The 25,756-nt window shown below is 61.6% G+C and carries 21 protein-coding genes; 14 read left to right on the top strand and 7 right to left on the bottom strand.

Annotated elements, in window-relative coordinates:
• The first annotated feature begins 193 nt into the window (after positions 1-193).
• The 5 genes from kdgD (at position 194) to L6D74_RS16595 (ending at position 6,865) form a co-directional block, all read left to right on the top strand.
• On the top strand, positions 194-1,105 hold the full coding sequence (gene kdgD / locus L6D74_RS16615) for a 5-dehydro-4-deoxyglucarate dehydratase (RefSeq protein WP_011332448.1): 912 nt from the start codon (positions 194-196) through the stop codon (positions 1,103-1,105).
• Between the two features lie 61 nt (positions 1,106-1,166).
• A complete protein-coding gene (locus L6D74_RS16610; protein ID WP_011332449.1) occupies positions 1,167-2,606 on the top strand; it encodes an aldehyde dehydrogenase family protein in 1,440 nt (479 codons plus the stop codon).
• Positions 2,607-2,705: 99 nt separating this feature from the next.
• On the top strand, positions 2,706-4,070 hold the full coding sequence (locus tag L6D74_RS16605) for an MFS transporter (RefSeq protein WP_039769701.1): 1,365 nt from the start codon (positions 2,706-2,708) through the stop codon (positions 4,068-4,070).
• An 11-nt stretch (positions 4,071-4,081) separates the two neighbouring features.
• Positions 4,082-5,635, top strand: coding sequence for a galactarate dehydratase (gene garD, locus L6D74_RS16600; protein WP_236189832.1), 1,554 nt, complete (start codon positions 4,082-4,084; stop codon positions 5,633-5,635).
• A 288-nt stretch (positions 5,636-5,923) separates the two neighbouring features.
• Positions 5,924-6,865 carry an AEC family transporter gene (locus L6D74_RS16595; RefSeq protein WP_236189830.1) on the top strand — a complete coding sequence of 314 codons (942 nt, stop codon included), beginning with the start codon at positions 5,924-5,926 and terminating at the stop codon, positions 6,863-6,865.
• A 9-nt stretch (positions 6,866-6,874) separates the two neighbouring features.
• Here the strand turns inward: L6D74_RS16595 and L6D74_RS16590 are convergent, their stop codons facing one another.
• From L6D74_RS16590 to gatC, 6 genes are all read right to left on the bottom strand, one after another.
• Complete coding sequence (locus L6D74_RS16590) at positions 6,875-7,255, bottom strand: carboxymuconolactone decarboxylase family protein (protein ID WP_011332452.1); 381 nt, start codon at positions 7,253-7,255, stop codon at positions 6,875-6,877.
• Positions 7,252-8,313 carry a calcium/sodium antiporter gene (locus L6D74_RS16585; protein ID WP_236189873.1) on the bottom strand — a complete coding sequence of 354 codons (1,062 nt, stop codon included), beginning with the start codon at positions 8,311-8,313 and terminating at the stop codon, positions 7,252-7,254. The genes L6D74_RS16590 and L6D74_RS16585 overlap by 4 nt, the downstream gene beginning before the upstream one ends.
• A gap of 46 nt (positions 8,314-8,359) precedes the next feature.
• A complete protein-coding gene (locus tag L6D74_RS16580; protein ID WP_236189827.1) occupies positions 8,360-8,734 on the bottom strand; it encodes a septal ring lytic transglycosylase RlpA family protein in 375 nt (124 codons plus the stop codon).
• A gap of 148 nt (positions 8,735-8,882) precedes the next feature.
• Positions 8,883-10,328, bottom strand: coding sequence for an Asp-tRNA(Asn)/Glu-tRNA(Gln) amidotransferase subunit GatB (gatB, locus tag L6D74_RS16575; RefSeq protein ID WP_039769265.1), 1,446 nt, complete (start codon positions 10,326-10,328; stop codon positions 8,883-8,885).
• Positions 10,329-10,338: 10 nt separating this feature from the next.
• Positions 10,339-11,790 (bottom strand): Asp-tRNA(Asn)/Glu-tRNA(Gln) amidotransferase subunit GatA, encoded by a 1,452-nt coding sequence (gene gatA, locus L6D74_RS16570; protein WP_236189825.1) that lies wholly within the window; start codon positions 11,788-11,790, stop codon positions 10,339-10,341.
• Between the two features lie 16 nt (positions 11,791-11,806).
• Positions 11,807-12,094: an Asp-tRNA(Asn)/Glu-tRNA(Gln) amidotransferase subunit GatC gene (gene gatC, locus L6D74_RS16565; protein WP_085698446.1), complete on the bottom strand. Its 288-nt coding sequence runs from the start codon at positions 12,092-12,094 to the stop codon at positions 11,807-11,809.
• Between the two features lie 211 nt (positions 12,095-12,305).
• Here gatC and mreB point away from each other — a divergent pair, with 211 nt between their 5' ends.
• The 8 genes from mreB to tldD all read left to right on the top strand — a co-directional run bounded on the left by mreB (position 12,306) and on the right by tldD (position 23,668).
• A complete protein-coding gene (mreB, locus tag L6D74_RS16560; RefSeq protein WP_002555108.1) occupies positions 12,306-13,343 on the top strand; it encodes a rod shape-determining protein MreB in 1,038 nt (345 codons plus the stop codon).
• Between the two features lie 140 nt (positions 13,344-13,483).
• Positions 13,484-14,617: a rod shape-determining protein MreC gene (gene mreC, locus L6D74_RS16555; protein WP_276574951.1), complete on the top strand. Its 1,134-nt coding sequence runs from the start codon at positions 13,484-13,486 to the stop codon at positions 14,615-14,617.
• The gene (mreD, locus tag L6D74_RS16550) at positions 14,617-15,108 is read left to right on the top strand and encodes a rod shape-determining protein MreD (RefSeq protein ID WP_064593386.1); all 492 of its coding nucleotides are present in this window, start codon (positions 14,617-14,619) and stop codon (positions 15,106-15,108) included. The genes mreC and mreD overlap by 1 nt, the downstream gene beginning before the upstream one ends.
• A gap of 202 nt (positions 15,109-15,310) precedes the next feature.
• Positions 15,311-15,907: a Maf family protein gene (locus tag L6D74_RS16545; protein WP_236189822.1), complete on the top strand. Its 597-nt coding sequence runs from the start codon at positions 15,311-15,313 to the stop codon at positions 15,905-15,907.
• 57 nt (positions 15,908-15,964) lie between these two features.
• Positions 15,965-17,422 carry a ribonuclease G gene (rng, locus tag L6D74_RS16540; RefSeq protein WP_007953605.1) on the top strand — a complete coding sequence of 486 codons (1,458 nt, stop codon included), beginning with the start codon at positions 15,965-15,967 and terminating at the stop codon, positions 17,420-17,422.
• A 75-nt stretch (positions 17,423-17,497) separates the two neighbouring features.
• A complete protein-coding gene (locus L6D74_RS16535) occupies positions 17,498-21,301 on the top strand; it encodes a YhdP family protein (protein ID WP_236189821.1) in 3,804 nt (1,267 codons plus the stop codon).
• A 58-nt stretch (positions 21,302-21,359) separates the two neighbouring features.
• Positions 21,360-22,220 (top strand): carbon-nitrogen hydrolase family protein, encoded by an 861-nt coding sequence (locus tag L6D74_RS16530; protein ID WP_236189820.1) that lies wholly within the window; start codon positions 21,360-21,362, stop codon positions 22,218-22,220.
• 5 nt (positions 22,221-22,225) lie between these two features.
• Complete coding sequence (gene tldD, locus L6D74_RS16525; protein ID WP_007953601.1) at positions 22,226-23,668, top strand: metalloprotease TldD; 1,443 nt, start codon at positions 22,226-22,228, stop codon at positions 23,666-23,668.
• Positions 23,669-23,719: 51 nt separating this feature from the next.
• Here the strand turns inward: tldD and yjgA are convergent, their stop codons facing one another.
• Entirely contained in the window at positions 23,720-24,244 is a 525-nt protein-coding gene (gene yjgA, locus L6D74_RS16520; protein WP_007953598.1) for a ribosome biogenesis factor YjgA, read from the bottom strand.
• Between the two features lie 108 nt (positions 24,245-24,352).
• Here yjgA and pmbA point away from each other — a divergent pair, with 108 nt between their 5' ends.
• Positions 24,353-25,699: a metalloprotease PmbA gene (gene pmbA, locus L6D74_RS16515; RefSeq protein WP_373874475.1), complete on the top strand. Its 1,347-nt coding sequence runs from the start codon at positions 24,353-24,355 to the stop codon at positions 25,697-25,699.
• Positions 25,700-25,756: the final 57 nt, after the last annotated feature.

Raw genomic sequence — 25,756 nt, 5'->3', positions numbered from 1 at the left:
TACGTATATACAGTTAAGTTCAGCCTAGTCGAGAAATTTCCTACGTCAAAAAGAAATCCTGTCCGACAAAAAATGCCCTCCAACGATGAAATGCAGTTGACGGTTATATTTTAAGTTGTACGATGACCTACAACTTCGGCGAAGGCTGAACGGTCCACTCACAAAAAAACGTTGCTACCAGGGTGTTCGAATAATGAATCCACAAGAACTGAAGTCCATCCTCTCCGCCGGCCTGCTCTCGTTCCCGGTGACCGATTTCAATGCCCAGGGCGATTTCAACCGCGCTGGCTACATCAAACGCCTGGAATGGCTGGCCCCGTACGGTGCTTCAGCCCTGTTCGCCGCCGGTGGCACCGGTGAATTCTTCTCCCTGGCTGCCAGCGAATACTCGGAAATCATCAAGACTGCCGTCGACACCTGCGCCAGCAGCGTCCCGATCCTCGCCGGTGTCGGTGGTTCGACCCGCCAGGCCATCGAATACGCTCAGGAAGCCGAGCGTCTGGGCGCCAAAGGTCTGTTGCTGCTGCCGCACTACCTGACTGAAGCGAGTCAGGACGGTGTCGCCGCCCACGTTGAGGCGGTGTGCAAATCGGTCAACATCGGTGTGGTGGTGTACAACCGCAACGTCTGCCGCCTGACCGCGCCGCTGCTGGAACGTCTGGCCGAACGCTGCCCGAACCTGATCGGTTACAAGGACGGTCTGGGTGATATCGAGCTGATGGTGTCGATCCGTCGTCGTCTCGGCGATCGCTTCAGCTACCTCGGTGGTCTGCCGACCGCCGAAGTCTACGCTGCTGCCTACAAGGCCCTGGGCGTGCCGGTCTACTCGTCGGCGGTGTTCAACTTCATCCCGAAAACCGCGATGGACTTCTACCACGCGATTGCCCGCGAAGATCACGCCACCGTCGGCAAGATCATCGACGACTTCTTCCTGCCGTACCTCGACATCCGCAACCGCAAGGCCGGTTACGCCGTGAGCATCGTCAAGGCAGGCGCCAAGATCGCCGGCTATGACGCAGGCCCGGTGCGGGCGCCGCTGACCGACCTGACCGGCGAAGAGTACGAAATGCTCGCTGCGCTGATCGACAAGCAAGGTGCGCAGTAACACACCTCTATAAACAAGGCCGCTGAGCAATCAGCGGCCTTTTGCGTCAGGAGAATGATTCGTGACCAAGCGCTATGACAACTACATCAACGGTGAATGGGTCGCCGGTAACGATTACTCGGCGAACATCAACCCGTCCGAACTGAGCGACACCATCGGCGATTACGCCAAGGCTGACCTGGCTCAGGTCAACGCCGCCATCGACGCCGCGCGCGCCGCGTTCCCGGCGTGGTCGACCTCGGGCATTCAGGCCCGTCACGATTCGCTGGACAAAGTCGGCACCGAAATCCTCGCCCGCCGCGAAGAGCTCGGCACCCTGCTGGCCCGGGAAGAGGGCAAGACCTTGCCCGAAGCCATCGGCGAAGTGACCCGCGCCGGCAACATCTTCAAGTTCTTCGCTGGCGAGTGCCTGCGCCTGTCCGGCGACTACGTGCCGTCGGTGCGTCCGGGCGTCAACGTCGAAGTCACCCGCGAAGCCCTGGGTGTGGTCGGCCTGATCACCCCGTGGAACTTCCCGATTGCCATCCCGTCGTGGAAAATCGCCCCGGCCCTGGCCTACGGCAACTGCGTGGTGTTGAAGCCAGCGGATCTGGTGCCGGGTTGCGCCTGGGCCCTGGCCGAAATCATCTCCCGCGCAGGTTTCCCTGCCGGCGTGTTCAACCTGGTGATGGGCAGCGGCCGCGTGGTTGGCGAAGCTTTGGTCAACAGCCCGAAAGTCGACGGCATCAGCTTCACCGGCTCTGTCGGTGTGGGTCGGCAGATCGCGGTCAATTGCGTGTCGCGCCAGGCCAAGGTTCAGTTGGAGATGGGCGGCAAGAACCCGCAGATCATTCTCGACGACGCCGACCTCAAGCAGGCGGTCGAGCTGTCGGTGCAGAGCGCGTTCTACTCCACTGGCCAGCGTTGCACGGCCTCCAGCCGACTGATCGTCACTGCCGGGATTCATGACAAGTTCGTCGAAGCCATGGCCGAGCGCATGAAGTCGATCAAGGTCGGTCACGCGCTGAAGGCCGGCACCGATATCGGTCCGGTGGTTTCGCAAGCGCAGCTTGAACAGGACATGAAGTACATCGACATCGGTCAGTCCGAAGGTGCGCGTCTGGTCAGCGGCGGTGGTCTGGTGACCTGCGACACCGAGGGTTACTTCCTTGCGCCGACCCTGTTTGCCGACAGTGAAGCGTCGATGCGCATCAGCCGCGAAGAGATCTTCGGCCCGGTGGCCAACATCGTTCGCGTGGCCGATTACGAGGCTGCACTGGCCATGGCCAACGACACCGAATTCGGCCTGTCGGCGGGTATCGCCACCACGTCGCTGAAGTACGCCAACCACTTCAAGCGTCATTCCCAGGCCGGGATGGTGATGGTCAACCTGCCGACCGCCGGTGTCGATTACCACGTTCCGTTCGGTGGCCGTAAGGGTTCATCCTATGGCTCACGTGAGCAAGGCCGCTATGCGCAAGAGTTCTACACGGTCGTGAAGACCAGCTACATCGGTTCGTAAATCGCTGCACCCGCGCCGGGCCTTCGCCTGAGGCCCTGCGCGGCACAAGACCAAAGAATGTTTTACCCGCATAAAAATAATCAGTGGGAGTACATCTACATGCAATCGTCCAAGCCGACTCACGTCCGCTATTTGATCCTGCTCATGCTGTTTCTGGTGACCACGATCAACTACGCCGACCGCGCCACCATCGCGATCGCCGGTTCCAGTTTGCAAAAAGACCTCGGCATCGACGCGGTCACCCTCGGCTACATCTTCTCTGCTTTCGGTTGGGCCTACGTGGCCGGGCAAATTCCCGGCGGCTGGCTGCTCGATCGCTTCGGCTCGAAAAAAGTCTATGCCCTGAGCATTTTCACCTGGTCGCTGTTCACCGTGCTGCAAGGCTTCGTCGGTGAATTCGGCATGTCCACGGCCATCGTCGCGCTGTTCATGCTGCGCTTCCTGGTGGGTCTGGCCGAGGCGCCATCGTTCCCCGGCAACGCACGCATTGTGGCGGCCTGGTTCCCGACCGCCGAGCGCGGCACCGCTTCGGCGATCTTCAACTCGGCGCAATACTTCGCCACCGTGTTGTTCGCGCCGCTGATGGGCTGGATCGTGTTCTCCTTTGGCTGGGAGCACGTGTTCATCGTCATGGGCCTGCTCGGCATCGTGTTCTCGCTGGTCTGGCTCAAGGTTATCCACAGCCCGCGCCAACACCCGATGGCCAACGAAGCGGAAGTGAAGTTCATCGCCGACAACGGCGGCATGGTCGACATGGACCAGAAACAAGGCAAAAAGGCTGACGGTCCGAAGTGGGATTACATCCGCCAGTTGCTGACCAATCGCATGATGCTCGGCGTTTACCTGGGCCAGTACTGCATCAACGGCATCACCTATTTCTTCCTGACCTGGTTCCCGGTGTACCTGGTGCAGGAACGCGGCATGACCATCCTCAAGGCCGGTTTCATCGCCTCGTTGCCGGCGATCTGCGGCTTTATCGGCGGCGTGCTCGGCGGGGTGATTTCCGATTACCTGCTGCGCAAGGGCCATTCGCTGACCTTCGCCCGCAAGGCGCCGATCATTGCCGGCCTGCTGGTTTCGAGCAGCATCGTGGCGTGCAACTATGTCGACGTTGAATGGATGGTGGTCGGCTTCATGGCCCTGGCGTTCTTCGGCAAAGGCGTGGGCGCGCTGGGCTGGGCGGTGGTGTCCGACACCTCGCCGAAACAGATCGCCGGTCTGAGTGGCGGCCTGTTCAACACCTTCGGCAACATCGCCTCGATCACCACCCCGATTGTCATCGGCTACATCATCAGCTCCACCGGCTCGTTCAAATGGGCGCTGGTGTTCGTCGGTGCCAACGCGCTCGTGGCGGTGTTCAGCTACCTGGTGATCGTCGGCCCGATCAAACGTGTGGTCCTTAAAGAGCCGCCAACCCAGGGCGGTTCCGAAGCCACCGGCAAATTGTCTCAAGCGCATTCCTGAGGAGCGGCGTCATGCAGTTGATTGAACATTCCGACTCGCCGCGCTACATCCGCCTGCACGAGCGGGACAACGTAGTGGTAGTGGTCAACGACCAGGGCGTGCCGGCCGGCACCGCATTTGCCGATGGCCTGGTGACGGTGGATTTCGTGCCGCAGAGTCACAAGGTCAGCCTCGTGGATATCCCCGAGGGCGGCACGGTGATTCGCTACGGCCAGATCATTGGCTACGCGTTGCAGCCGATTCCCCGTGGCAGTTGGGTCAGGGAAGATCAACTGCGCATGCCGACCGCGCCACCGCTGGACAGCCTGCCGCTGTCCACCGAAGTGCCGGACGCCCAGGCGCCCCTGGAAGGCTTCACGTTCGAGGGGTATCGCAACGCCGACGGCACCGTCGGCACGCGCAACATCCTCGGGATCACCACCACCGTGCAATGCGTCACCGGGGTGCTCGATCACGCGGTGAAACGGATCAAGGACGAACTGTTGCCCAAGTACCCGCACGTCGATGACGTGGTGGCGCTGACCCACAGTTACGGTTGCGGCGTGGCCATCACGGCGACCGACGCTTACATCCCGATCCGCACCGTGCGCAATCTGGCGCGCAACCCGAACCTCGGTGGCGAGGCGTTGGTGATCAGCCTGGGCTGCGAGAAATTGCAGGCCGGGCAGGTGATGCACGAGGACGATGCCTCGGTGGATCTGAGCGAGCCGTGGCTGTATCGCTTGCAGGATTCCAGTCACGGTTTCACCGAGATGATCGAGCAGATCATGGAACTGGCCGAAGTTCGCCTGAGGAAACTCGACCAGCGCCGCCGGGAAACCGTGCCGGCGTCCGAGCTGATCCTCGGTATGCAGTGCGGCGGCAGCGATGCGTTTTCCGGCATCACCGCCAACCCGGCGCTGGGTTACGCCTCAGACTTGCTGCTGCGGGCGGGGGCGACGGTGATGTTTTCCGAAGTCACCGAAGTGCGCGATGCGATCTACCTGCTGACCTCACGGGCGCAGAGCAAAACCGTTGCCGAAGAACTGGTGCGCGAGATGGACTGGTACGACCGTTACTTGGCCAAGGGCGAGGCGGATCGCAGCGCCAATACCACGCCGGGCAACAAGAAGGGCGGGTTGTCGAATATCGTCGAGAAGTCGTTGGGCTCGATCGTGAAGTCCGGCAGCAGCGCGATCAGCGGTGTGCTCGGCCCGGGGGAGCGCTTCAAGCAGAAGGGTTTGATTTTCTGTGCGACGCCGGCAAGTGACTTTGTCTGCGGTACGTTGCAACTGGCGGCGGGGATGAACCTGCACGTGTTCACCACCGGTCGTGGTACGCCTTATGGTCTGGCCATGGCGCCGGTGGTGAAGGTTTCGACCCGTACCGAACTGGCGCAGCGCTGGCCGGATCTGATCGATATCGATGCCGGGCGGATTGCTACTGGTCGCGCGTCTATCGAGGAGTTGGGCTGGGAGTTGTTCCACTACTACCTGGATGTGGCGAGCGGCAAGCAGCAGACGTGGGCGGAGAAGCACAAGCTGCATAACGACATTACGTTGTTCAATCCGGCGCCGATTACTTGATCTGCTTGAGGGGTGTGGTGCCTGTACTGGCCATGCCCTCACCCCAACCCTCTCCCGGGGGGAGAGGGGGCTGACCGAGTTGTCTTTCGTTTTACATCGACCTGAAAAATCGAATTGATTATGGATTCGGCGACGTAGTTTCAGGTCGATAATTTTCTGGAGCATCCCCGGATCAGTCCCCTCTCCCTCCGGGAGAGGGTTAGGCGGGCGCCGCTCCGATGAGGGGCTTTTGAAGGTTTTGGCTTATCATTAGCCCCCTAACGACGCTCACCTCCAAGGCTCCCCGGCATGCTGGCAATCTTCCTCGAAACCCTGAACATCACCGCGCCGGTGTTTGCCATGCTGTTTCTCGGTGTGCTGCTCAAGCGCATCGACTGGATCAACGACAACTTTATCCACACCGCTTCGTCGCTGGTGTTCAACGTCACCATGCCGGCGCTGCTGTTTCTCGGCATCCTGCATGCCGACCTGCACGCCGCGTTGCAACCGGCGCTGCTGATCTATTTCGCACTGGCCACGCTGGTCAGTTTTGCCGTGGCCTGGGGCTGGGCGATTTTCCGCTGCCCGCGTGAAGATCGCGGCATCTACACGCAAGGTGCGTTTCGCGGCAACAACGGGGTGATCGGCCTGGCGCTGGCGGCGAGCATGTACGGTGACTACGGGATTTCCCTCGGCGCGATTCTCGCGGCGCTGGTCATCCTGTTCTACAACACCCTGTCGACCATCGTGCTGGCGGTCTACAGCCCGGTGATCAAGTCGGACCCGTGGAGCATCTGCAAAAGCGTGGTCAGCAATCCGTTGATCATCAGCGTGATCGCGGCGGCGCCGTTCGCTTATTTCAAGATCGGTCTGCCGGGGTGGCTGGAAACCTCCGGCCAGTACCTGGCACAGACCACGCTGCCGCTGGCACTGATCTGTATTGGCGGCACGCTGTCGCTGGCGGCGCTGCGCAAGAGCGGCAACATGGCGCTCAGTTCGAGTCTGGTGAAGATGGCCGGCCTGCCGGTGATCGCCACGCTGGGTGCATGGCTGTGGGGCTTTCGCGGGGCGGAACTTGGGATTCTGTTTCTGTACTTCGGCAGCCCGACTGCCGCTGCCAGTTTTGTCATGGCCCGTGCGGCCCAGGGCAATCATGAACTGGCGGCGGCGATCATTGTGCTGACCACGTTGATGGCGGCGATCACCACCAACATCGGGATCTTCTTCTTGCAGTGGGGCGGGTGGATCTGAGGCCGGCGGTTACTCGGGCTTCTGGTAACTGTCGATCACTTCCTGCGCCGCGCGAAACGCATCGATCGCCGCCGGTACGCCCGCGTACACCGCGCAATGCAGCAGCGCTTCACGGATTTCATCGACCGTGCAGCCATTGTTCAACGCGCCGCGCACGTGACCCTTCAATTCCTGCGGGCACTTCAATGCGGTCAGCGCGGCAAGGGTGATCAGGCTGCGGGTTTTCAGCGGCAAACCTTCGCGATTCCACACGCCGCCCCAGGCGTGTTCGTTGACGAAATCCTGCAGCGGTTGGGTGAACTCGGTGGCGTTGCCCAACGCGCGGTCGACAAACGCGTCGCCCATTACCTGACGGCGGACTTCAACCCCGGATTTCTTCGATTCGGTCATGGCACATCCCTCTTGTGGTGTTGGCGGCGCCAGGCGCGCACGGACGTGAAAAACAGAAACGTCAGCAGCGTCGGCAGCACATAAAACAGCATCAATCGCTCGAGCTTGCCGGCCAGTGGCATGCCGGTGGTGAACGACACCACGTGCAGCCCGTACGCCAGGTACAAACCCAGCAGCAACAGGCCTTCGGCCCGGGTCACACGGTAACCGGAATAGAACACCGGCAGGCACAGCAACGCGACGCCGAGCATTACCGGCAGGTCGAAATCCAGCGCATTGGGCGAGACCGACAGCGGTATCGGCGCGATCAAAGCGGTGAAACCCAGCACCCCAAGCAGGTTGAACAGGTTGGCACCGATCACGTTGCCGACTGCAATGTCCCGCTGACCGCGCAGCGCGGCGATCAACGATGTAGCCAGTTCCGGCAGCGAGGTGCCGACCGCGACCACGGTCAGGCCAATCACCCGCTCGGAGAATCCCAGGTCAGTGGCGACGACCACGGCTGCACCCAGCAGCAAGTGCCCGGCGAACACCAGCATGCCCAGACCGCCGACAATCATCAGCAGGCTGGTAAACCACGGGGCCTGCGGATCGTGGGGTTGATCGGAATGCGGGCGGGTCGAGTGCCGCGACTGGCGCAGCAATAATCCGAGGTACAGGGCCAGGGCGCCCAGCAGCAGAATGCCGTCGAGGCGCCCGAGTTCTTCATTCCACGCCAGCACGAATACCAGCAGGCTGGCGCCGATCATCAACGGGATGTCGAGGCGTACCAGTTGCCGCGACACCCGCAGCGGAATGATCAGCGCCGACAGGCCGAGGGTGACAAGAATGTTGAAAATGCTGCTGCCGATCACGCTGCTGACCGCGATATCCGGCGTGTGCGCCTGCACGGCTTGCAGGCTGACGGCCATTTGCGGGGCGCTGCTGCCGAGGGCGACGATGGTCAGGCCGATGATCAGCGGTCGTACATGCAGGCGCGCGGCCAGGCGCACGGCGGCGCGCACCATCAGCTCGGCGCCGGCGATCAGCAGGAACAGCCCGCTGAGTAATTCGATCACGCTGATCAGCGGCAAGTCGGTCAGTCCGAAAATGGTGGACGCTCCATCAGTCGTCGAGGGCCTGCACCCGAACCCGGGCGGTTCCACTGCGCAGCATACCGAGCTGTTCGGCCGCCGCACGTGAAACATCGATCAGGCGGCCACGGGTGTGCGGGCCACGGTCGTTGATGCGGACCACGACGGATTCATCGTTTTTCAGGTTGGTGACCTTCACCCGAGTGCCGAACGGCAACTGGCGGTGGGCGGCGGTCAGGGAATTCTGGTTGAACGCTTCGCCGCTGGCGGTACGTTTACCGTGGTGTTTGGTTCCGTAATAGGAGGCGACGCCGGTCTGGTCGTAACCGTGCGGGTCGATGGTGTCGGTGCTGGCGCAACCGGCCAGCAAGGAGAGCAGGGCGCAGGCGCCGAGCAGACGTTTCATTCGAAAGCTCCCAAATAACAATGTGGGAGCGAGCCTGCTCGCGATAGCGCAATTTCAGACACTGCAAAAGTGACTGACAGACCGCCATCGCGAGCGGGCTCGCTCCCACAGGGATTGGAGCCAGGCTTTGGATCTGGCTCCATTGTGGTCAGCCTTCGAGCTTGCTTTTCAGCAGTTCGTTCACTTGCTGCGGGTTGGCCTTGCCCTTGGAGGCTTTCATGGCCTGACCGACGAAGAAGCCGAACATCTTGCCGCGCTTTGCTTCGTCTGCCGCGCGGTATTGTTCGACCTGCTCGGCGTTGGCCGCGAGCATTTCGTCCAGCACCGCCGAGATCGCGCCGGTGTCGGTAACCTGCTTCAGGCCGCGCTTTTCGATGATCTCGTCTGCGCTGCCTTCGCCGTTGGCCATCGCTTCGAACACCACCTTGGCGATCTTGCCGGAGATGGTGTTGTCCTTGATGCGCTGCAGCATGCCGCCCAGTTGCTCGGCGGAAACTGGCGAATCCTCGATGTCCAGGTTCTGCTTGTTGAGCAGGCTGCCCAACTCGACCATCACCCAGTTCGCCGCCAGTTTGGCGTCGCCGCCGATGCTCGCGACTTTCTCGAAGTAGTCCGCCTGCTCACGGCTGGTGGCCAACACGTTGGCGTCGTAGGCCGACAGACCGAAGGCACTCTGGAAGCGCTCGCGTTTCTGCGGTGGCAGCTCCGGCAGGGTGGCGCGCACGTCGTTGAGGAACGAATCCTCGATGACCACCGGCAGCAGGTCCGGATCGGGGAAGTAACGGTAGTCGTTGGCTTCCTCTTTGCTGCGCATCGGACGGGTTTCGTCCTTGTTCGGATCGTACAGGCGGGTCTGCTGGATCACTTTGCCGCCGTCTTCGATCAGGTCGATCTGACGCTGGATCTCGGAGTTGATCGCCTTCTCGATGAAGCGGAACGAGTTGACGTTCTTGATCTCGCAGCGGGTGCCGAACTCGACCTGGCCTTTCGGACGTACCGACACGTTGCAGTCGCAACGCAGCGAGCCCTCGGCCATGTTGCCGTCGCAGATGCCCAGGTAACGCACCAGCGCGTGGATCGCCTTGACGTAGGCCACCGCTTCCTTGGCGCTACGCATGTCCGGCTCGGACACGATTTCCAGCAGCGGCGTGCCGGCACGGTTCAGGTCAATGCCGGTGGCACCGCTGAATTCTTCGTGCAGGCTCTTGCCGGCGTCTTCTTCCAGGTGCGCACGGGTGATACCGACGCGTTTGACCGTGCCGTCTTCCAGGGCAATGTCCAGGTGGCCCTTGCCGACGATCGGCAATTCCATCTGGCTGATCTGGTAGCCCTTCGGCAGGTCCGGGTAGAAGTAGTTTTTACGGGCGAACACGTTGTGCTGGCCGATCTCGGCGTCAATCGCCAGACCGAACATCACCGCCATGCGCACCGCTTCCTGGTTGAGCACCGGCAGCACGCCGGGCATGCCCAGGTCGATCAGGCTGGCCTGGGTGTTCGGCTCGGAACCGAACTGGGTGGAACTACCGGAAAAGATTTTCGACCGGGTGGTGAGCTGGGTGTGAATCTCCAGCCCGATCACGACTTCCCATTGCATGTGTGTCTCCTCAGAAGCCGGTTGGGGTGCGAGTGTGCCAGTCAGTGTTCAACTGATACTGGTGCGCAACGTTGAGCAAACGGCCTTCCTGGAAATACGGCGCGAGCAGCTGTACGCCGACCGGCAGGCCGTCGACGAAACCGGCCGGCATCGACAGGCCCGGCAGGCCCGCGAGGTTGGCGGTGATGGTGTAGACGTCTTCCAGGTAGGCAGCGACCGGGTCGCTGTTCTTGGCGCCGAGTTTCCAGGCCGGGTTTGGCGTGGTCGGGCCGAGGATGACGTCGACTTCATTAAATGCGGTCATGAAGTCGTTCTTCACCAGGCGACGGATCTTCTGGGCTTTGAGGTAGTAGGCATCGTAGTAACCGGCGGACAGCGCGTAGGCACCGACCATGATCCGGCGCTGTACTTCAGGCCCGAAACCTTCGCCACGGGAGCGCTTGTACAGGTCTTCCAGGTTCTTCGGGTCTGCGCAGCGGTGGCCGAAGCGCACGCCGTCGAAACGCGACAGGTTGGAGGAGGCTTCTGCCGGGGCGATCACGTAGTACGCAGGAATCGCGTGCTGCATGTTCGGCAGGCTGATTTCCTTGATCACGGCACCGAGCTTCTGCAGCTCTTTGATGCTGTTCTGGATCAGGTCGGCGATGCGCGGGTCGAGACCTGCACCGAAGTATTCCTTCGGCACACCGATGCGCAGGCCTTGCAGCGAACCGTTAAGACCAGCGGCGTAGTCTGGCACTGGCTCATCGATGCTGGTGGAGTCGTTCGGATCGAAGCCGGCCATACCTTGCAACAAAATCGCGCAGTCTTCGGCGGTGCGAGCCAGAGGGCCGCCCTGATCGAGGCTGGAGGCGTAAGCGATCATGCCCCAGCGCGAAACGCGACCGTAGGTCGGTTTCAGGCCGGTGAGGTTGGTGAACGCGGCTGGCTGACGGATCGAACCGCCAGTGTCGGTGGCCGTTGCGGCGGGCAACAGACGAGCGGCAACCGCCGCCGCTGAACCACCGGACGAACCGCCCGGCACGTGTTCCAGGTTCCACGGGTTTTTCACCGCGCCGTACCAGCTCGACTCGTTGGCCGAACCCATGGCGAATTCGTCCATGTTGGTCTTGCCAAGGGTCACGGTGCCGGCGGCGGCCAGCTTCGACACCACGGTGGCGTCGTATGGGGCCTTGAAGTTGTCGAGCATCTTCGAGCCGCAGCTGGTGCGGATGCCCTGGGTGCAGAACAGGTCTTTATGGGCGATCGGCGCGCCGAGCAGGGCGCCGCTCTCACCATTGGCCCGGCGCACGTCGGCGGCTTTCGCCTGCTCGAGGGCCAGTTCTTCGGTGAGGCTGATGAAACTGTTGAGCTGCGGATCGAGCTGGGTAATGCGTGCCAGCAGGACTTTGGTCAGCTCTTCGGAAGAAAACTTTTTATCGGCGAGACCGCGGGCGATCTCGGCCAGAGTCAATTGATGCATTGCAGGCTCTTTCCCTTTAGTCGATGACTTTCGGAACCAGGTACAGGCCGTTTTCGACCGCTGGTGCGATGGACTGATAAGCCTCGCGGTTATTGCTTTCGGTCACGACGTCGGCGCGCAGGCGCTGACTGGCTTCCAGCGGGTGGGCCAGCGGTTCGATACCGTCGGTATCGACCGCCTGCATTTCGTCGACCAGCCCGAGAATGCTGTTGAGGGCCGAAGTGATGTGTGGAAGATCGGCGTCATTAAGGCCAAGGCTGGCCAGATGAGCGATTTTTTCCACGTCGGAGCGTTCTAGCGCCATCGGGTTTCTCCAGTGGAAAACAGGACGGACGGCGTCCGTGTGTTAGATTGTCGGAACACTACCGCACTTCTACGGTCATAAGGCCGCGATTGTGGGGCTTGGTGCACAGAAAAGCGGCCAATTTAACATATTGGCGCCTTGCCCAAAATCCCTGTCGTTGTTAGAGTTTGCCGCACTTTTTTACCCACGCGTTGCCTAGGGTCCCTTTCCCATGTTCAAGAAACTGCGTGGCATGTTTTCCAGCGATCTTTCCATTGACCTGGGCACTGCCAACACCCTTATTTACGTGCGCGAGCGCGGTATCGTCCTGAATGAGCCATCGGTTGTGGCCATTCGGACACACGGTAACCAGAAAAGTGTCGTCGCTGTCGGCACCGAGGCCAAGCGCATGCTCGGCCGTACGCCGGGCAATATTGCTGCCATTCGTCCGATGAAGGACGGCGTGATCGCCGACTTCAGCGTCTGCGAAAAGATGCTGCAATACTTTATCAACAAGGTTCACGAAAACAGCTTTCTGCAGCCCAGCCCTCGTGTGCTGATCTGCGTTCCATGCAAGTCCACCCAGGTTGAGCGTCGTGCCATCCGTGAATCGGCCCTTGGTGCCGGTGCCCGTGAAGTGTTCCTGATCGAAGAGCCGATGGCCGCTGCGATCGGTGCCGGCCTGCCGGTTGAAGAAGCTCGCGGTTCGATGGTCGTGGATATCGGTGGTGGTACTACCGAAATCGCGCTGATCTCCCTGAACGGTGTGGTCTATGCCGAATCCGTACGCGTTGGCGGCGACCGCTTCGACGAAGCGATCATCACCTACGTGCGCCGCAACTACGGCAGCCTGATCGGCGAATCCACCGCCGAGCGCATCAAGCAGGAAATCGGTACGGCCTACCCGGGCGGCGAAGTTCGCGAAGTCGACGTTCGCGGTCGCAACCTGGCCGAAGGCGTTCCACGCGCATTCACCCTGAACTCCAACGAAGTGCTGGAAGCTCTGCAAGAGTCCCTGGCAACCATCGTTCAGGCCGTGAAAAGTGCCCTGGAGCAATCGCCGCCGGAACTGGCTTCCGACATCGCCGAGCGAGGCCTGGTGCTGACCGGTGGTGGCGCGCTGCTGCGTGACCTCGACAAGCTGCTGGCCCAGGAAACCGGTCTGCCGGTGATCGTTGCCGAAGATCCACTGACCTGCGTCGCTCGCGGTGGTGGCCGTGCACTGGAAATGATGGACAAGCACACCATGGACCTGCTCTCCAGCGAATAATCGCCGGGTGCAATACGTGGGTGAGCGCACAGGCAGCACTTTGCAGTGCTGCCTGTTGGCGTTTATCTTCTGTCAGTCTTCATCCAGGCCGGTTTGATGCCGTATGAATAAACAGAACATTTGCCTGGGAGGAGCGGCTTATTAAACCGCTTTTCGCCAAGGGCCCCTCACTGGGCGTGCGCTTGTTGGTGCTGGCCGTACTGTCGGTCGCGCTGATGGTCGTTGATGCGCGCTTCAGTCTGCTTAAACCCGTACGCAGCCAGGCCTCGCTGGTGCTGATGGACGCCTACTGGATTACTGACCTGCCCGGACGGTTGTGGGAAGGTATCGCCAGCCAGTTCGGCAGTCGCACCGAGCTCGTCGCCGAAAATGAAAAACTCAAGTCGGAGAACCTGCTGTTGCAGGGTCGCATGCAGAAGCTTGCCGCCCTCACCGAGCAGAACGTCCGTTTGCGCGAGTTGCTAAATTCCTCCGCGCTGGTCAACGAGAAGGTCGAAGTGGCCGAGCTGATCGGCATGGACCCCAACCCCTTCACCCATCGCATCATCATCAACAAAGGTGAGCGTGATGGCGTGGTGCTTGGCCAGCCGGTGCTCGATGCTCGCGGCCTGATGGGGCAGGTGGTCGAACTGATGCCGTACACCTCCCGTGTGCTGCTGCTGACCGACTCGACCCACAGCATTCCTGTGCAAGTGAACCGTAACGGTCTGCGGGCGATTGCCAGCGGCACCGGTAACCCTGAGCGTCTGGAGTTGCGCCACGTGGCGGACACCGCCGATATCAAGGAAGGTGATCTGCTGGTCAGTTCGGGCCTCGGTCAGCGTTTCCCGGCCGGTTATCCGGTGGCGACGGTCAAGGAAGTGATCCACGATTCCGGCCAGCCATTCGCCATTGTTCGCGCCGTGCCGACCGCCGCATTGAACCGCAGCCGCTACCTGCTGCTGGTATTCAGTGACAACCGCACCGCCGAAGAACGTGCCAACGATGCCGCGCAGGCTCAGGAAAACCTCGATGCCTTTGGTGGCGGTCCGGTGATTCCGGCCACGGTGCCGAAAATCGTCACTCCGCCTGCCGCAGCAGCAACTCCTGCCACGACGACAGCGCCGGCTGCGCCTGCCGCGCCTGCCGCCAGCTCCGCGCCGGCCAAACCCGCTGCAAGCAAACCGCCTGCAGCCACACCAGCGGCCAGCAAGCCACCGGCCAATCAGCCCGCTGCTCGACCAGCGGCCAAGCCGCCTGTCACTGCGCCGGCGACCACCGGGAGGCAAGAATAATGGTCGGAGCTACCGCATCGCGTAACGGCTGGATCGTCTGGCTTACGTTTATCGTCGGCATACTGCTCAGCGTGTCGCCATTGCCGATTTTCATGGAAATCCTGCGCCCGCTGTGGCTGGCCTTGCTCCTGACTTTCTGGGCTTTGTACCTGCCGCATACGGTCGGCATGGTCACGGCGTTCTGCCTGGGGCTGGCCGAAGACGTGCTGCAAGGCGATCTGCTCGGTCAGAATGCATTGATCCTGACCCTGATCACGTTCCTGGTGCTGTCGTTGCAGCAACGCCTGCGGATGTTCCCGATGTGGCAGCAGAGTCTGGTGATCCTGGTGATCTTCGGCCTCGCCCAGCTCGTACAGCTTTGGCTCAGTGCCTTGACCGGCAACCGTCAGCCGACCCTTGCGCTGGTCCTGCCGGCACTGGTCAGTGCCTTGCTCTGGCCATGGGTCAGCTTCGCTTTGCGTGGATTGCGCCGGCGCTACAAAATCAACTGATTCGGTCAGGCATTTGCCCGTACCAGTGCCTTGCCTCGCAAATGAAGTTCTTTTTGGGCGAGCGGCTGTTGTTGCCAGACAAGGCGCCGTGACGAGTCATAGCGTGCTATGGCGAGGAACGGCAACGCAGTATGGCAACAACAGACGCCGACCAAAGGGAACAGCATTTGTGAGGCAGGGCACCAAACAGGGAGATGTCTTGATGAAAAAGCTTTACCTCGCCTCAGGATCGCCGCGTCGGCGTGAGTTGCTCACGCAGATCGGCATCCCGTTTACCGCCATCAGCGCGGACATCGATGAAACCCCTCTCGCCAATGAATCCCCATCGGCCTACGTCGAGCGCCTGGCGCGCGGCAAGGCCGAGGCCGGACGGCGCACCGTCGTCTGCGCTGGACCATTTTGCGTACTGGGCGCCGACACCGCCGTGGTGCTGGACGGCAAAATTCTTGGCAAACCGGTGGACGAAGCCGACGCATGCGCCATGCTGATGATGTTGTCCGGCAAGGAGCATGAAGTGCTGACGGCAATTGCCGTGCTCGATGGCGAGCACTGCGAGTCGCGGGTGGTGCGCAGTCGGGTGCGGTTCCGTTCGATCAGTCGCGAAGAAGCCGCCGCCTACTGGGCCAGTGGCGAACCCCGGGACAAGGCGGGTGGCTACGGCATTCAGGGGCTTGGCGCGGTGTTCGTCGCCGGCCTCAATGGCAGTTACTCGGCGGTCGTCGGCTTGCCGGTGTGCGAAAGCGCAGAACTGCTTGGCCATTTCGGCATACCCTGTTGGCAAACCCTGAACGCGCAATAAGCGTCGAACGGACCAGATGCGGCCATTATCGTGAACATGCCTGAACGAGACCCTGCCATGAGTGAAGAGATTCTGATCAACATCACGCCGATGGAATCGCGCGTGGCGGTGGTCGAAAACGGTGTGCTGCAAGAAGTGCACGTCGAGCGTACGCAAAAGCGCGGGATCGTCGGCAACATCTATAAAGGCAAGGTGGTGCGGGTTCTGCCGGGCATGCAGGCGGCTTTCGTCGACATCGGCCTGGATCGCGCGGCCTTCATTCACGCCTCGGAAATCTCCCTGCGCGAAGGTCCTGCGGTGGAAAGCATCAGTGCGCTTGTACACGAAGGCCAGAGCCTGGTGGTGCAAGTCACCAAGGATCCGATCGGTTCCAAAGGTGCGCGGCTGACCACGCAACTGTCGATCCCGTCGCGTTATCTGGTGTACATGCCGCGCACGGCCCACGTCGGCATTTCCCTGAAGATCGAAGACGAAGCCGAGCGCGAACGCCTCAAGCAGGTGGTCAGCGATTGCGTGGCCAAAGAAGGCATCAAAGAGGCCGGCGGCTTCATTTTGCGTACCGCCGCCGAAGGTGCCGGGGCCGATGAGATCCTGATGGACATCCGCTACCTGCGCCGCCTGTGGGATCAGATCAACGAGCAGATCAAGACCATCGGCGCACCGAGCGTGATCTACGAAGATCTCGGCCTGGCGCTGCGCACCCTGCGCGACCTGGTCAGCCCGAAGATCGAGAAGATCCGCATCGACTCCCGGGAAACCTTTCAGAAAACCACGCAGTTCGTCGCCGAACTGATGCCGGAAATCGCCGATCGTCTGGAGCACTACCCGGGTGAGCGGCCGATCTTCGACCTGTACGGCGTCGAAGACGAAATCCAGAAAGCCCTGGAACGGAAGGTGCCGCTGAAGTCCGGCGGTTATCTGGTGATCGATCCGGCGGAAGCGATGACCACCATTGACGTGAACACCGGGGCGTTCGTCGGTCATCGCAATCTTGAAGAAACCATTTTCAAGACCAACCTCGAAGCCGCGACCGCGATTGCCCGGCAGATGCGTCTGCGCAACCTGGGCGGGATCATCATCATCGACTTCATCGACATGGAAGACGAAGAACACCAACGTCAGGTGCTGCGTACCCTGGAGAAACAGCTGGAGCGCGATCACGCCAAGACCAACATCATCGGCATTACCGAGTTGGGCCTGGTGCAGATGACGCGCAAGCGCACCCGTGAAAGCCTTGAGCAAGTGTTGTGCGAACCGTGCAGCAGCTGTCAGGGCCGGGGCAAGCTGAAAACTCCGGAAACCATTTGCTACGAGATTTTCCGCGAGATCCTGCGCGAAGCCCGGGCCTATCAGGCCGAGGGTTATCGGGTGCTGGCGAACCAGAAAGTCGTCGACCGGCTGCTCGATGAAGAGTCCGGTAACGTGGCCGAACTTGAAGGTTTCATCGGGCGCACCATACGCTTCCAGGTCGAAACCATGTATTCCCAGGAACAATATGACGTGGTGCTGCTCTGAACCCCTGCATCACCTTTTTCCTGAAACGGCTGGCCTCAGCTTTTTGCAGTATTTTTGCCATGGGAGCCAACTGACATGGAACGTCTGACACGCATTTTGGCCGCACTGACCCGCTGGGGTCTGGGCCTGTGCGCGTTGGTTCTGGTATTGATGGCGTTGTACGTCAGTCTCGGCCGGGAACTCACGCCACTGGTGGCCGAATACCGCACCGATATCGAAGACAAGGCCAGTGCCGCCCTGGGCATGCCGCTGCAGATCGGCGAGCTGGAAGGCAACTGGAGTGGATTCGCGCCGATCCTGCTGGCCCACGACGTGATGGTCGGCAGCGGCGCCAATGCCCTGCGCCTGGATCGGGTGCGTGCGGTGCCGGATCTTTGGGCCAGTCTGCTGGCCCGCGAAGTGCGCATCGCCCATTTGGAACTCAATGGTCTGAAGATCAGCCTCAAGGAAGGCGAAGACGGAAAGTGGGCGCTGGAAGGCTTGCCGGTGCAGCAGGACCAGCCCATGGATCCCGAGCAACTGTTCAACCGCATGCAAATGATTCAGCAACTGTCGGTGCTCGACAGTCAGGTGACGTTGCAGCCGCTGGAGCAGGCGCCGCTGACCCTCACTTATGTCGGTCTCAATCTGAAAACCGGGTCCAGCCGCCAACGCCTCGATGCGCGCCTGACCCTGCCCGACGGTCAGCCTGTGGCGCTGAGCCTGCGCACACGACTTCGTCCGAATCAGTGGCAGAACAGCGAAGTGGACGGTTATGCCAGCCTGCCGCAGAGCGACTGGTCGAAGTGGCTGCCTGAGCGCCTGACCCAACAATGGAATTTCTCCGAGATCAAGGCCGGTGGCGAGCTGTGGGTCAACTGGCGAGAGGGGGCTTTGCAGAGCGCGGCGATCCGTCTCAATGCGCCGCAACTGACCGGCGCCTACGCTGAACGCAAGCCGATCCAGATCAACAATCTGGCGCTCAATGGCTATTTCCAGCGCGGTTCCGAGGGAGCCATTGTCACACTTGATTCGCTGGCGATGAATTTCGGCGAAACCCGTTGGGAATCCCATGTCCAGATCAAACAGACTGCCGCCACCGACAAGAACGAAGAACTCTGGCATCTGCAGGCTGACCGGCTCGACCTGACGCCGATCACACCTTTGCTCAATGCCCTCGGACCTTTGCCCCAAGGCGTCGCCACCGTGGTCGAGCGCCTGAAAGTAACCGGCGGTCTGCGTAACGTGCTGCTGGATTTCCGGCCGAACGCCACCGACGACAGCAAATTCAGCTTCGCCGCCAACCTCGATCAAGTCGGCTTCGACGCCTACCACGGCGCGCCGGCGGCACGGAATGTCAGCGGCAGTCTTACCGGCAATCTCGGTGGCGGCGAGCTGCGCATGGACAGCAAGGACTTCGTCCTGCACCTCGATCCGATCTTCGCCAAGCCATGGCAATACATTCAGGCCAACGCCCGGTTGACCTGGAAGCTCGATAAAGAAGGTTTCACCCTGATCGCGCCGTACCTGAAGGTGCTCGGCGAGGAAGGCAAGATCGCCGGCGACTTCCTGATCCGCCTGCACTTCGACCACAGCCAGGAAGACTACATGGATCTGCGGGTCGGTCTGGTGGATGGTGACGGTCGCTACACCGCCAAGTACCTGCCGCAAGTCCTGAGCCCGGCCCTCGATGAATGGCTGCGTACGGCGATTCTCAAGGGCGCGGTGGATCAGGGTTTCTTCCAGTATCAGGGTTCGCTGAACAAGAACGCCGGGGAAGCGGATCGCAGCATCAGTCTGTTCTTCAAGGTGCACGACGCCGAACTGGCGTTCCAGCCAGGCTGGCCGCACGTGAGCAAGGTCAACGGTGATGTGTTCATCGAAGACAGCGGCGTGCGGATTCTGGCCAGCAAGGGCCAGTTGCTCGACACCCAGGTCAGCGATGTCTTCGTCAATATTCCCCACGTGCCGAGCGGCGAGCACAGCCATATGTTCCTCGACGGCAGCTTTGCCGGCGGGCTGGGCGATGGCCTGAAGATTCTTCAGGAGGCGCCGATCGGCACCGCCGATACTTTTGCCGGCTGGGAAGGCGAGGGTGATCTGCAGGGCAAGCTCAAGCTCGATGTGCCGTTGGCCAAGGGCGATCAGCCGAAAATCCTCGTCGACTTCAAAACCGCCAATGCGCGATTGAAGCTGGCCGAGCCGAAGCTGGAACTGAGCCAGCTCAAGGGTGATTTCCGCTTCGACAGCGACAAGGGCCTGAGCGGTCAGAACATCAGCGCCAGGGCCTTCGATAAACCGGTCTCGGCGCAGATCTTCGCCGACGGTGCTCCCGGCCAGCTCAAGACCCGGGTCGCGGCGTCAGGGCAGGTCGAGGTCAAGAAACTCACTGACTGGCTGGGCGTGACTCAACCGTTGCCGGTGTCCGGGACGATTCCTTACCAGTTACAAGTGAATCTGGCCGGCGCCGACAGCCAATTCATGGTCAGTTCCAGCATGAAGGGTGTGGCGGTGGATCTGCCGGCGCCGTTCGGCATGGCCGCCGATGTCGGGCGTGACACGGTGTTCCGGATGACATTGCAGGGGCAGGAACGGCGTTACTGGGTCAATTACGATCAACTGGCCAATTTCACTTTCGCAGCGCCACCGAGCAGTTTCGCCGATGGTCGTGGCGAGTTGTTCCTCGGCGCTGGCGAAGCGGTGTTGCCGGGCAACAAAGGCCTGCGGGTGCGTGGCGTGTTGTCGGAGCTGGACGTAAAGCCGTGGCAGGATCTGCTGGACAAATACGCCGGCCAGGATCCAGGCGGCAACGCCAAGCAGTTGCTCAGCAGCGCGGACTTCAAGATCGGCAAACTCACGGCCTTCGGCACCACGCTGGATCAGGCAGCCGTGCAGGTGAATCGCAAGCCCGGTGCCTGGGCGCTGGCCCTCGACAGCCAGCAGGCCAAAGGCACGGCGGGCATTCCTGACGCCAAGGGCGCGCCGATTGCGGTGAACCTGCAATACGTGCGATTGCCAGCGCCGGACCCGACGGTGCAGGCCGACGAGAACGCGCCGGATCCACTGGCCTCGGTCGATCCCAGCAAGATTCCGGCGCTGGATATCACCATCAATCAATTGTTCCAGGGCCAGGATCTGGTCGGTGGCTGGTCGCTCAAGGTTCGACCGACCGGCAAGGGCATTGCCCTGAACAACCTCGATCTGGGCCTCAAGGGCATCCTCTTGCAGGGCAGCGGTGGCTGGGAGGGAGCGCCCGGTGCCACGACCAGTTGGTACAAGGGGCGGATCGGCGGCAAGAACCTCGCCGATGTGCTCAAGGGCTGGGGTTTTGCGCCGAGCGTGACCAGCGAAGAATTCCACATGGATGTCGATGGCCGCTGGCCGGGCTCGCCGGCGTGGCTGGCGACCAAGCGCTTCTCCGGCACACTCGACGCGTCCCTTAACAAAGGCCAGTTCGTCGAAGTCGAGGGCGGCGCTCAGGCGTTGCGGGTGTTCGGCCTGCTCAACTTCAACTCGATTGGCCGGCGTTTGCGTCTCGACTTCTCCGACCTGTTCGGCAAAGGCTTGAGCTATGACCGGGTCAAGGGTTTGCTGGTGGCGACCAATGGCGTTTATGTGACGAAAGAGCCAATCAAGTTGACCGGCCCCTCGAGCAACCTGGAACTGGACGGCACGCTGGATCTGGTGGGCGACAAGGTGGATGCCAAATTGCTGGTGACTTTGCCGGTGACCAACAACCTGCCGATTGCCGCGCTGATTGTCGGCGCGCCGGCCGTCGGCGGTGCGTTGTTCCTGATCGACAAGCTGATCGGCGATCGCGTGGCGCGGTTCGCCAGCGTCAAATACACCGTCAAAGGCCCGTGGAAAGAGCCGAAAATCACCTTCGACAAGCCTTTTTGAACAGCCAGCCCCTGAACCGATGGAGTAGCATGGCCGCATACCTCTTGCGGAGTGCGCCATGTCTTTAGCGGTGATTCAAATGGTCAGCCAGAGCGATGTGCTGGCCAATCTGCGCGATGCCCGACGTTTGCTCGAACAGGCAGCCAGCGCCGGCGCGAAGCTGGCGGTGTTGCCGGAAAACTTCGCGGCCATGGGCCGTCGCGACATCGCCGACATCGGCCGCGCCGAAGCGATCGGCGAAGGCCCGATCCTGCCGTGGTTGAAACAGACCGCCCGCGACCTCAGGTTATGGATTGTGGCCGGCACCTTGCCGTTGCCGCCGGTGGGTCAGCCTGAGGCCAAGTCCCATGCCTGCTCGCTGCTGGTGAACGATCAGGGCGAAATCGTTGCACGCTATGACAAGTTGCACCTGTTCGATGTCGACGTAGCGGACAATCGCGGCCGTTACCGCGAATCCGATGACTATGCTTATGGCAGTGGCGTGGTGGTCGCGGACACGCCGGTCGGGCGATTGGGCCTGACGGTGTGCTACGACCTGCGCTTCCCGGAGCTGTACAGCGAACTGCGCGCTGCCGGGGCTGAACTGATTACCGCACCGTCGGCCTTCACCGCAGTGACAGGGGCGGCGCACTGGGATGTACTGATCCGCGCGCGGGCCATTGAAACCCAGTGCTACGTGCTGGCGGCAGCCCAGGGCGGAACGCATCCGGGGCCGCGGGAAACCTTTGGCCACGGGGCGATTGTCGACCCGTGGGGCCGCGTGCTGGCGCAGCAGGAACAAGGCGAAGCCGTGTTGCTGGCCGAGCGCGACAGCAATGAACAAGCGTCCATCCGGGCGCGAATGCCGGTGACCGGTCATCGGCGGTTTTTTTCGCAGGGCGCACAGCGACCTGCTTCAGAACACGAATTTAAGGCGTAAAACCTATGAGCGAGTTGTTGTCCTCAGTCAGTGATCACCTGTTGGCGCCCGGCGGCGTGACGATCGAGAGCCTGCAAGGCGTGCTCGGTGATCTGGCGGGTCCAGGCATCGATGCGGCCGACCTGTATTTCCAGGGGCAGATTTCCGAGTCCTGGTCGCTGGAAGACGGCATCGTCAAGGAAGGCAGTTTCAACCTCGACCAGGGTGTTGGCGTGCGCGCGCAGTCCGGTGAGAAAACCGGTTTCGCCTACAGCAACGCGATCACCCTCGAAGCCCTCGGCGCGGCAGCCCGTGCGGCCCGTTCGATTTCCCGCGCCGGGCAGAACGGCACGGTGCAGGCGTTCAGCACCCAGGACGTCGCCCAGTTGTACGCGCCGGATAACCCGCTGGAAGTCTTGAGCCGCGCTGAAAAAGTCGAACTGCTCAAGCGTATCGACGTGGCGACCCGCGCCCTCGATCCGCGAATCCAGCAGGTCAGCGTGAGCATGGCCGGGGTCTGGGAGCGGATTCTGGTGGCCTCGACCGACGGCGGCCTGGCGGCCGATGTGCGTCCGCTGGTGCGTTTCAATGTCAGTGTGATCGTCGAGCAGAACGGCCGTCGCGAGCGCGGCGGACATGGCGGCGGCGGGCGTACCGACTACCGTTATTTCCTCGCCGAAGACCGTGCCATGGGTTATGCCCGTGAGGCGTTGCGTCAGGCGCTGGTGAATCTGGAAGCGATTCCGGCACCGGCCGGGACCTTGCCGGTGGTTCTGGGCTCGGGATGGTCCGGCGTGCTGCTGCACGAAGCGGTCGGCCACGGCCTGGAAGGCGATTTCAACCGCAAGGGCAGTTCAGCCTACAGCGGACGCATGGGCGAAATGGTTGCCTCGAAACTTTGCACCATCGTCGATGACGGCACTCTGAGCGGTCGTCGCGGCTCCCTGAGCGTCGACGACGAAGGCACCCCGACCGAGTGCACCACGCTGATCGAAAACGGCGTGCTCAAAGGCTACATGCAGGACAAGCTCAACGCGCGGCTGATGGGCGTGGCCCGCACCGGCAACGGTCGGCGCGAATCCTATGCGCACCTGCCGATGCCAAGGATGACCAACACTTACATGCTCGGCGGCCAGAGCGATCCGGCGGAAATCATCGCCTCGGTGAAAAAGGGCATCTACTGCGCCAACCTCGGCGGCGGTCAGGTCGACATCACCAGCGGCAAATTCGTGTTCTCCACCAGCGAGGCTTATCTGATCGAGGACGGCAAGATCACCGCACCGGTCAAAGGCGCAACGTTGATCGGCAACGGTCCGGAAGCGATGAGCCGGGTGTCGATGGTCGGTAACGATCTGGCGCTGGACAGCGGTGTGGGCACGTGTGGCAAGGACGGGCAGTCGGTGCCGGTGGGTGTGGGTCAGCCGACCCTGAAAATTGATGCGATCACCGTGGGTGGCACGGGCGCATAAGAAGGGATGGAGCTTCGGGTGGCGCGCGGTGCGGCCACCCGGTGGCGAATATCAGCGCAGACCGCGTTGAGTCTCGTCCAGCTCACGGATGTACTTGAAGATCTTGCGGCTCGACGCAGGAGGTTTGTTTTGCGCAACCTCGTGCTGGGCCTGACGGATCAGGGAACGCAGTTGCTGGCGGTCGGCGTCCGGGTAATCGACGACGAATTTCTCCAGTACGGCATCGTCACCGGCGATCAGGCGGTCACGCCAGCGTTCGAGATTGTGGAAACGCTCGTTGTACTGACGGGTAGAGGCATCGAGTTGATCGAGCAGGGTGAGAATCGCGTCAGTGTCCTGATCGCGCATCAGTTTGCCGATGAACTGCAAGTGCCGTTTACGCGCGATGTTCGCGGTGTGCTTGGGCGCATCGGCCAGGGCCCGGCGCAAAGCGTCGGTCAATGGCAGTTTTGCCTGCAAGTCGGGCTTGAGCGTTGTAAGGCGCTCGCCAAGGTCAACCAGAGCATGCAGCTCGCGTTTGACCTGGGATTTGCTTTTTTCTCCCGTATCGAGGGAGTCGTCGTAAGAATCAACCATGGTGGCAGTCCGCAAAGAAACGCCGCCATGATAACCAGTCGGGGGCCGCTTGTCCGGCCCGGTCGCTCGAAGGCCCCAGCCGAAAGCAGAATTTGAGTGGAGATGAGCATGAGTGCAGTTGAAAGCGTCGGCCCACAGGCATTGCCGGCACTGCAGGAACAGGTCGAGCAGATCATCGCCGAAGCCAAGCGTCAGGGTGCCAGTGCCTGCGAAGTCGCGGTGTCGCTGGAGCAGGGCCTGTCGACGTCGGTGCGTCAGCGTGAGGTCGAAACGGTCGAGTTCAACCGCGATCAGGGCTTTGGCATTACCTTGTATGTCGGCCAGCGCAAGGGCTCGGCCAGCACGTCCGCCACCGGACCGGATGCGATTCGTGAGACAGTCGCCGCCGCGCTGGCGATTGCCAAGCACACTTCGGAAGACGAAGCCTCGGGGCTGGCCGATGCCGCGCTGATGGCCAGGGATATTCAGGATTTCGACCTGTTCCACGAATGGGACATCACGCCGGAGCAGGCCATCGAGAAGGCATTGCTCTGTGAAGCTGCCGCGTTCGACGCCGATGCGCGCATCAAGAATGCCGATGGCACCACGTTGAGCACTCATCAGGGCTGCCGCGTGTATGGCAACAGCCATGGTTTCATCGGCGGTTACGCCTCGACCCGGCACAGCCTGAGCTGCGTGATGATCGCCGAGGCTGATGGCCAGATGCAACGCGACTACTGGTATGACGTGAACCGCCAGGGCAGTTTGCTGGCGGATCCGGTGAGCATTGGCCAGCGTGCGGCACAGCGCGCGGCGAGCCGTCTGGGCGCGCGTCCGGTGCCGACCTGCGAAGTGCCTGTATTGTTTTCGGCGGAACTGGCGGGCGGGTTGTTCGGCAGCTTCCTGTCGGCGATATCCGGCGGCAGCCTGTACCGCAAATCGTCGTTCCTCGAAGGCACTTTGGGGCAGAGGCTGTTCCCGGAATGGCTGACCATCGACGAGCGTCCGCATCTGATGCGCGCCATGGGCAGTGCGTCGTATGACGGCGACGGCCTGGCGACCTATGCCAAACCGTTCGTCGAGAAAGGCGAGCTGGTCTCGTACATCCTCGGCACCTATTCCGGTCGCAAACTCGGCATGCCGAGCACCGCCAACGCGGGCGGTGTGCATAACCTGTTCGTCACCCATGGCGATGAAGACCAGGCCGCCTTGCTGCGACGCATGGGTCGTGGCCTGTTGGTCACCGAATTGATGGGTCATGGTCTGAACATGGTGACCGGGGATTACTCGCGTGGTGCGGCAGGTTTCTGGGTCGAGAACGGTGAAATCCAGTTCGCAGTGCAGGAAGTGACCATCGCCGGCAACATGCGCGACATGTTCAAGCAGATCGTCGCGGTGGGTAACGATCTGGAACTGCGCAGCAACATTCGCACCGGTTCGGTGTTGATCGAAAAGATGACTGTCGCTGGCAGCTAAGCCCAGACACGGTACACAAAAAGGCGCGTCACCCGATTGGGTGGCGCGCCTTTTTCA

The organism is Pseudomonas pharyngis (assembly GCF_021602345.1).
Taxonomy (GTDB): Bacteria; Pseudomonadota; Gammaproteobacteria; order Pseudomonadales; family Pseudomonadaceae; genus Aquipseudomonas; species Aquipseudomonas pharyngis.
This window is presented reverse-complemented; position numbering and strand designations above follow the sequence as displayed.

What these genes read in the sequence shown, in the direction of transcription:
- gatA (WP_236189825.1), bottom strand. Translation starts at nt 11,790, where the DNA reads ATGCATCAATTGACTCTGGCCGAGATCGCCCGCGGTCTCGCCGATAAA.
- garD (WP_236189832.1), top strand. Translation starts at nt 4,082, where the DNA reads ATGCAGTTGATTGAACATTCCGACTCGCCGCGCTACATCCGCCTGCAC.
- L6D74_RS16545 (WP_236189822.1), top strand. Translation starts at nt 15,311, where the DNA reads ATGAAAAAGCTTTACCTCGCCTCAGGATCGCCGCGTCGGCGTGAGTTG.
- L6D74_RS16590 (WP_011332452.1), bottom strand. Translation starts at nt 7,255, where the DNA reads ATGACCGAATCGAAGAAATCCGGGGTTGAAGTCCGCCGTCAGGTAATG.
- mreD (WP_064593386.1), top strand. Translation starts at nt 14,617, where the DNA reads ATGGTCGGAGCTACCGCATCGCGTAACGGCTGGATCGTCTGGCTTACG.
- L6D74_RS16595 (WP_236189830.1), top strand. Translation starts at nt 5,924, where the DNA reads ATGCTGGCAATCTTCCTCGAAACCCTGAACATCACCGCGCCGGTGTTT.
- tldD (WP_007953601.1), top strand. Translation starts at nt 22,226, where the DNA reads ATGAGCGAGTTGTTGTCCTCAGTCAGTGATCACCTGTTGGCGCCCGGC.
- L6D74_RS16530 (WP_236189820.1), top strand. Translation starts at nt 21,360, where the DNA reads ATGTCTTTAGCGGTGATTCAAATGGTCAGCCAGAGCGATGTGCTGGCC.
- kdgD (WP_011332448.1), top strand. Translation starts at nt 194, where the DNA reads ATGAATCCACAAGAACTGAAGTCCATCCTCTCCGCCGGCCTGCTCTCG.
- rng (WP_007953605.1), top strand. Translation starts at nt 15,965, where the DNA reads ATGAGTGAAGAGATTCTGATCAACATCACGCCGATGGAATCGCGCGTG.
- L6D74_RS16605 (WP_039769701.1), top strand. Translation starts at nt 2,706, where the DNA reads ATGCAATCGTCCAAGCCGACTCACGTCCGCTATTTGATCCTGCTCATG.
- L6D74_RS16535 (WP_236189821.1), top strand. Translation starts at nt 17,498, where the DNA reads ATGGAACGTCTGACACGCATTTTGGCCGCACTGACCCGCTGGGGTCTG.
- yjgA (WP_007953598.1), bottom strand. Translation starts at nt 24,244, where the DNA reads ATGGTTGATTCTTACGACGACTCCCTCGATACGGGAGAAAAAAGCAAA.
- L6D74_RS16580 (WP_236189827.1), bottom strand. Translation starts at nt 8,734, where the DNA reads ATGAAACGTCTGCTCGGCGCCTGCGCCCTGCTCTCCTTGCTGGCCGGT.
- pmbA (WP_373874475.1), top strand. Translation starts at nt 24,353, where the DNA reads ATGAGTGCAGTTGAAAGCGTCGGCCCACAGGCATTGCCGGCACTGCAG.
- gatC (WP_085698446.1), bottom strand. Translation starts at nt 12,094, where the DNA reads ATGGCGCTAGAACGCTCCGACGTGGAAAAAATCGCTCATCTGGCCAGC.
- gatB (WP_039769265.1), bottom strand. Translation starts at nt 10,328, where the DNA reads ATGCAATGGGAAGTCGTGATCGGGCTGGAGATTCACACCCAGCTCACC.
- mreB (WP_002555108.1), top strand. Translation starts at nt 12,306, where the DNA reads ATGTTCAAGAAACTGCGTGGCATGTTTTCCAGCGATCTTTCCATTGAC.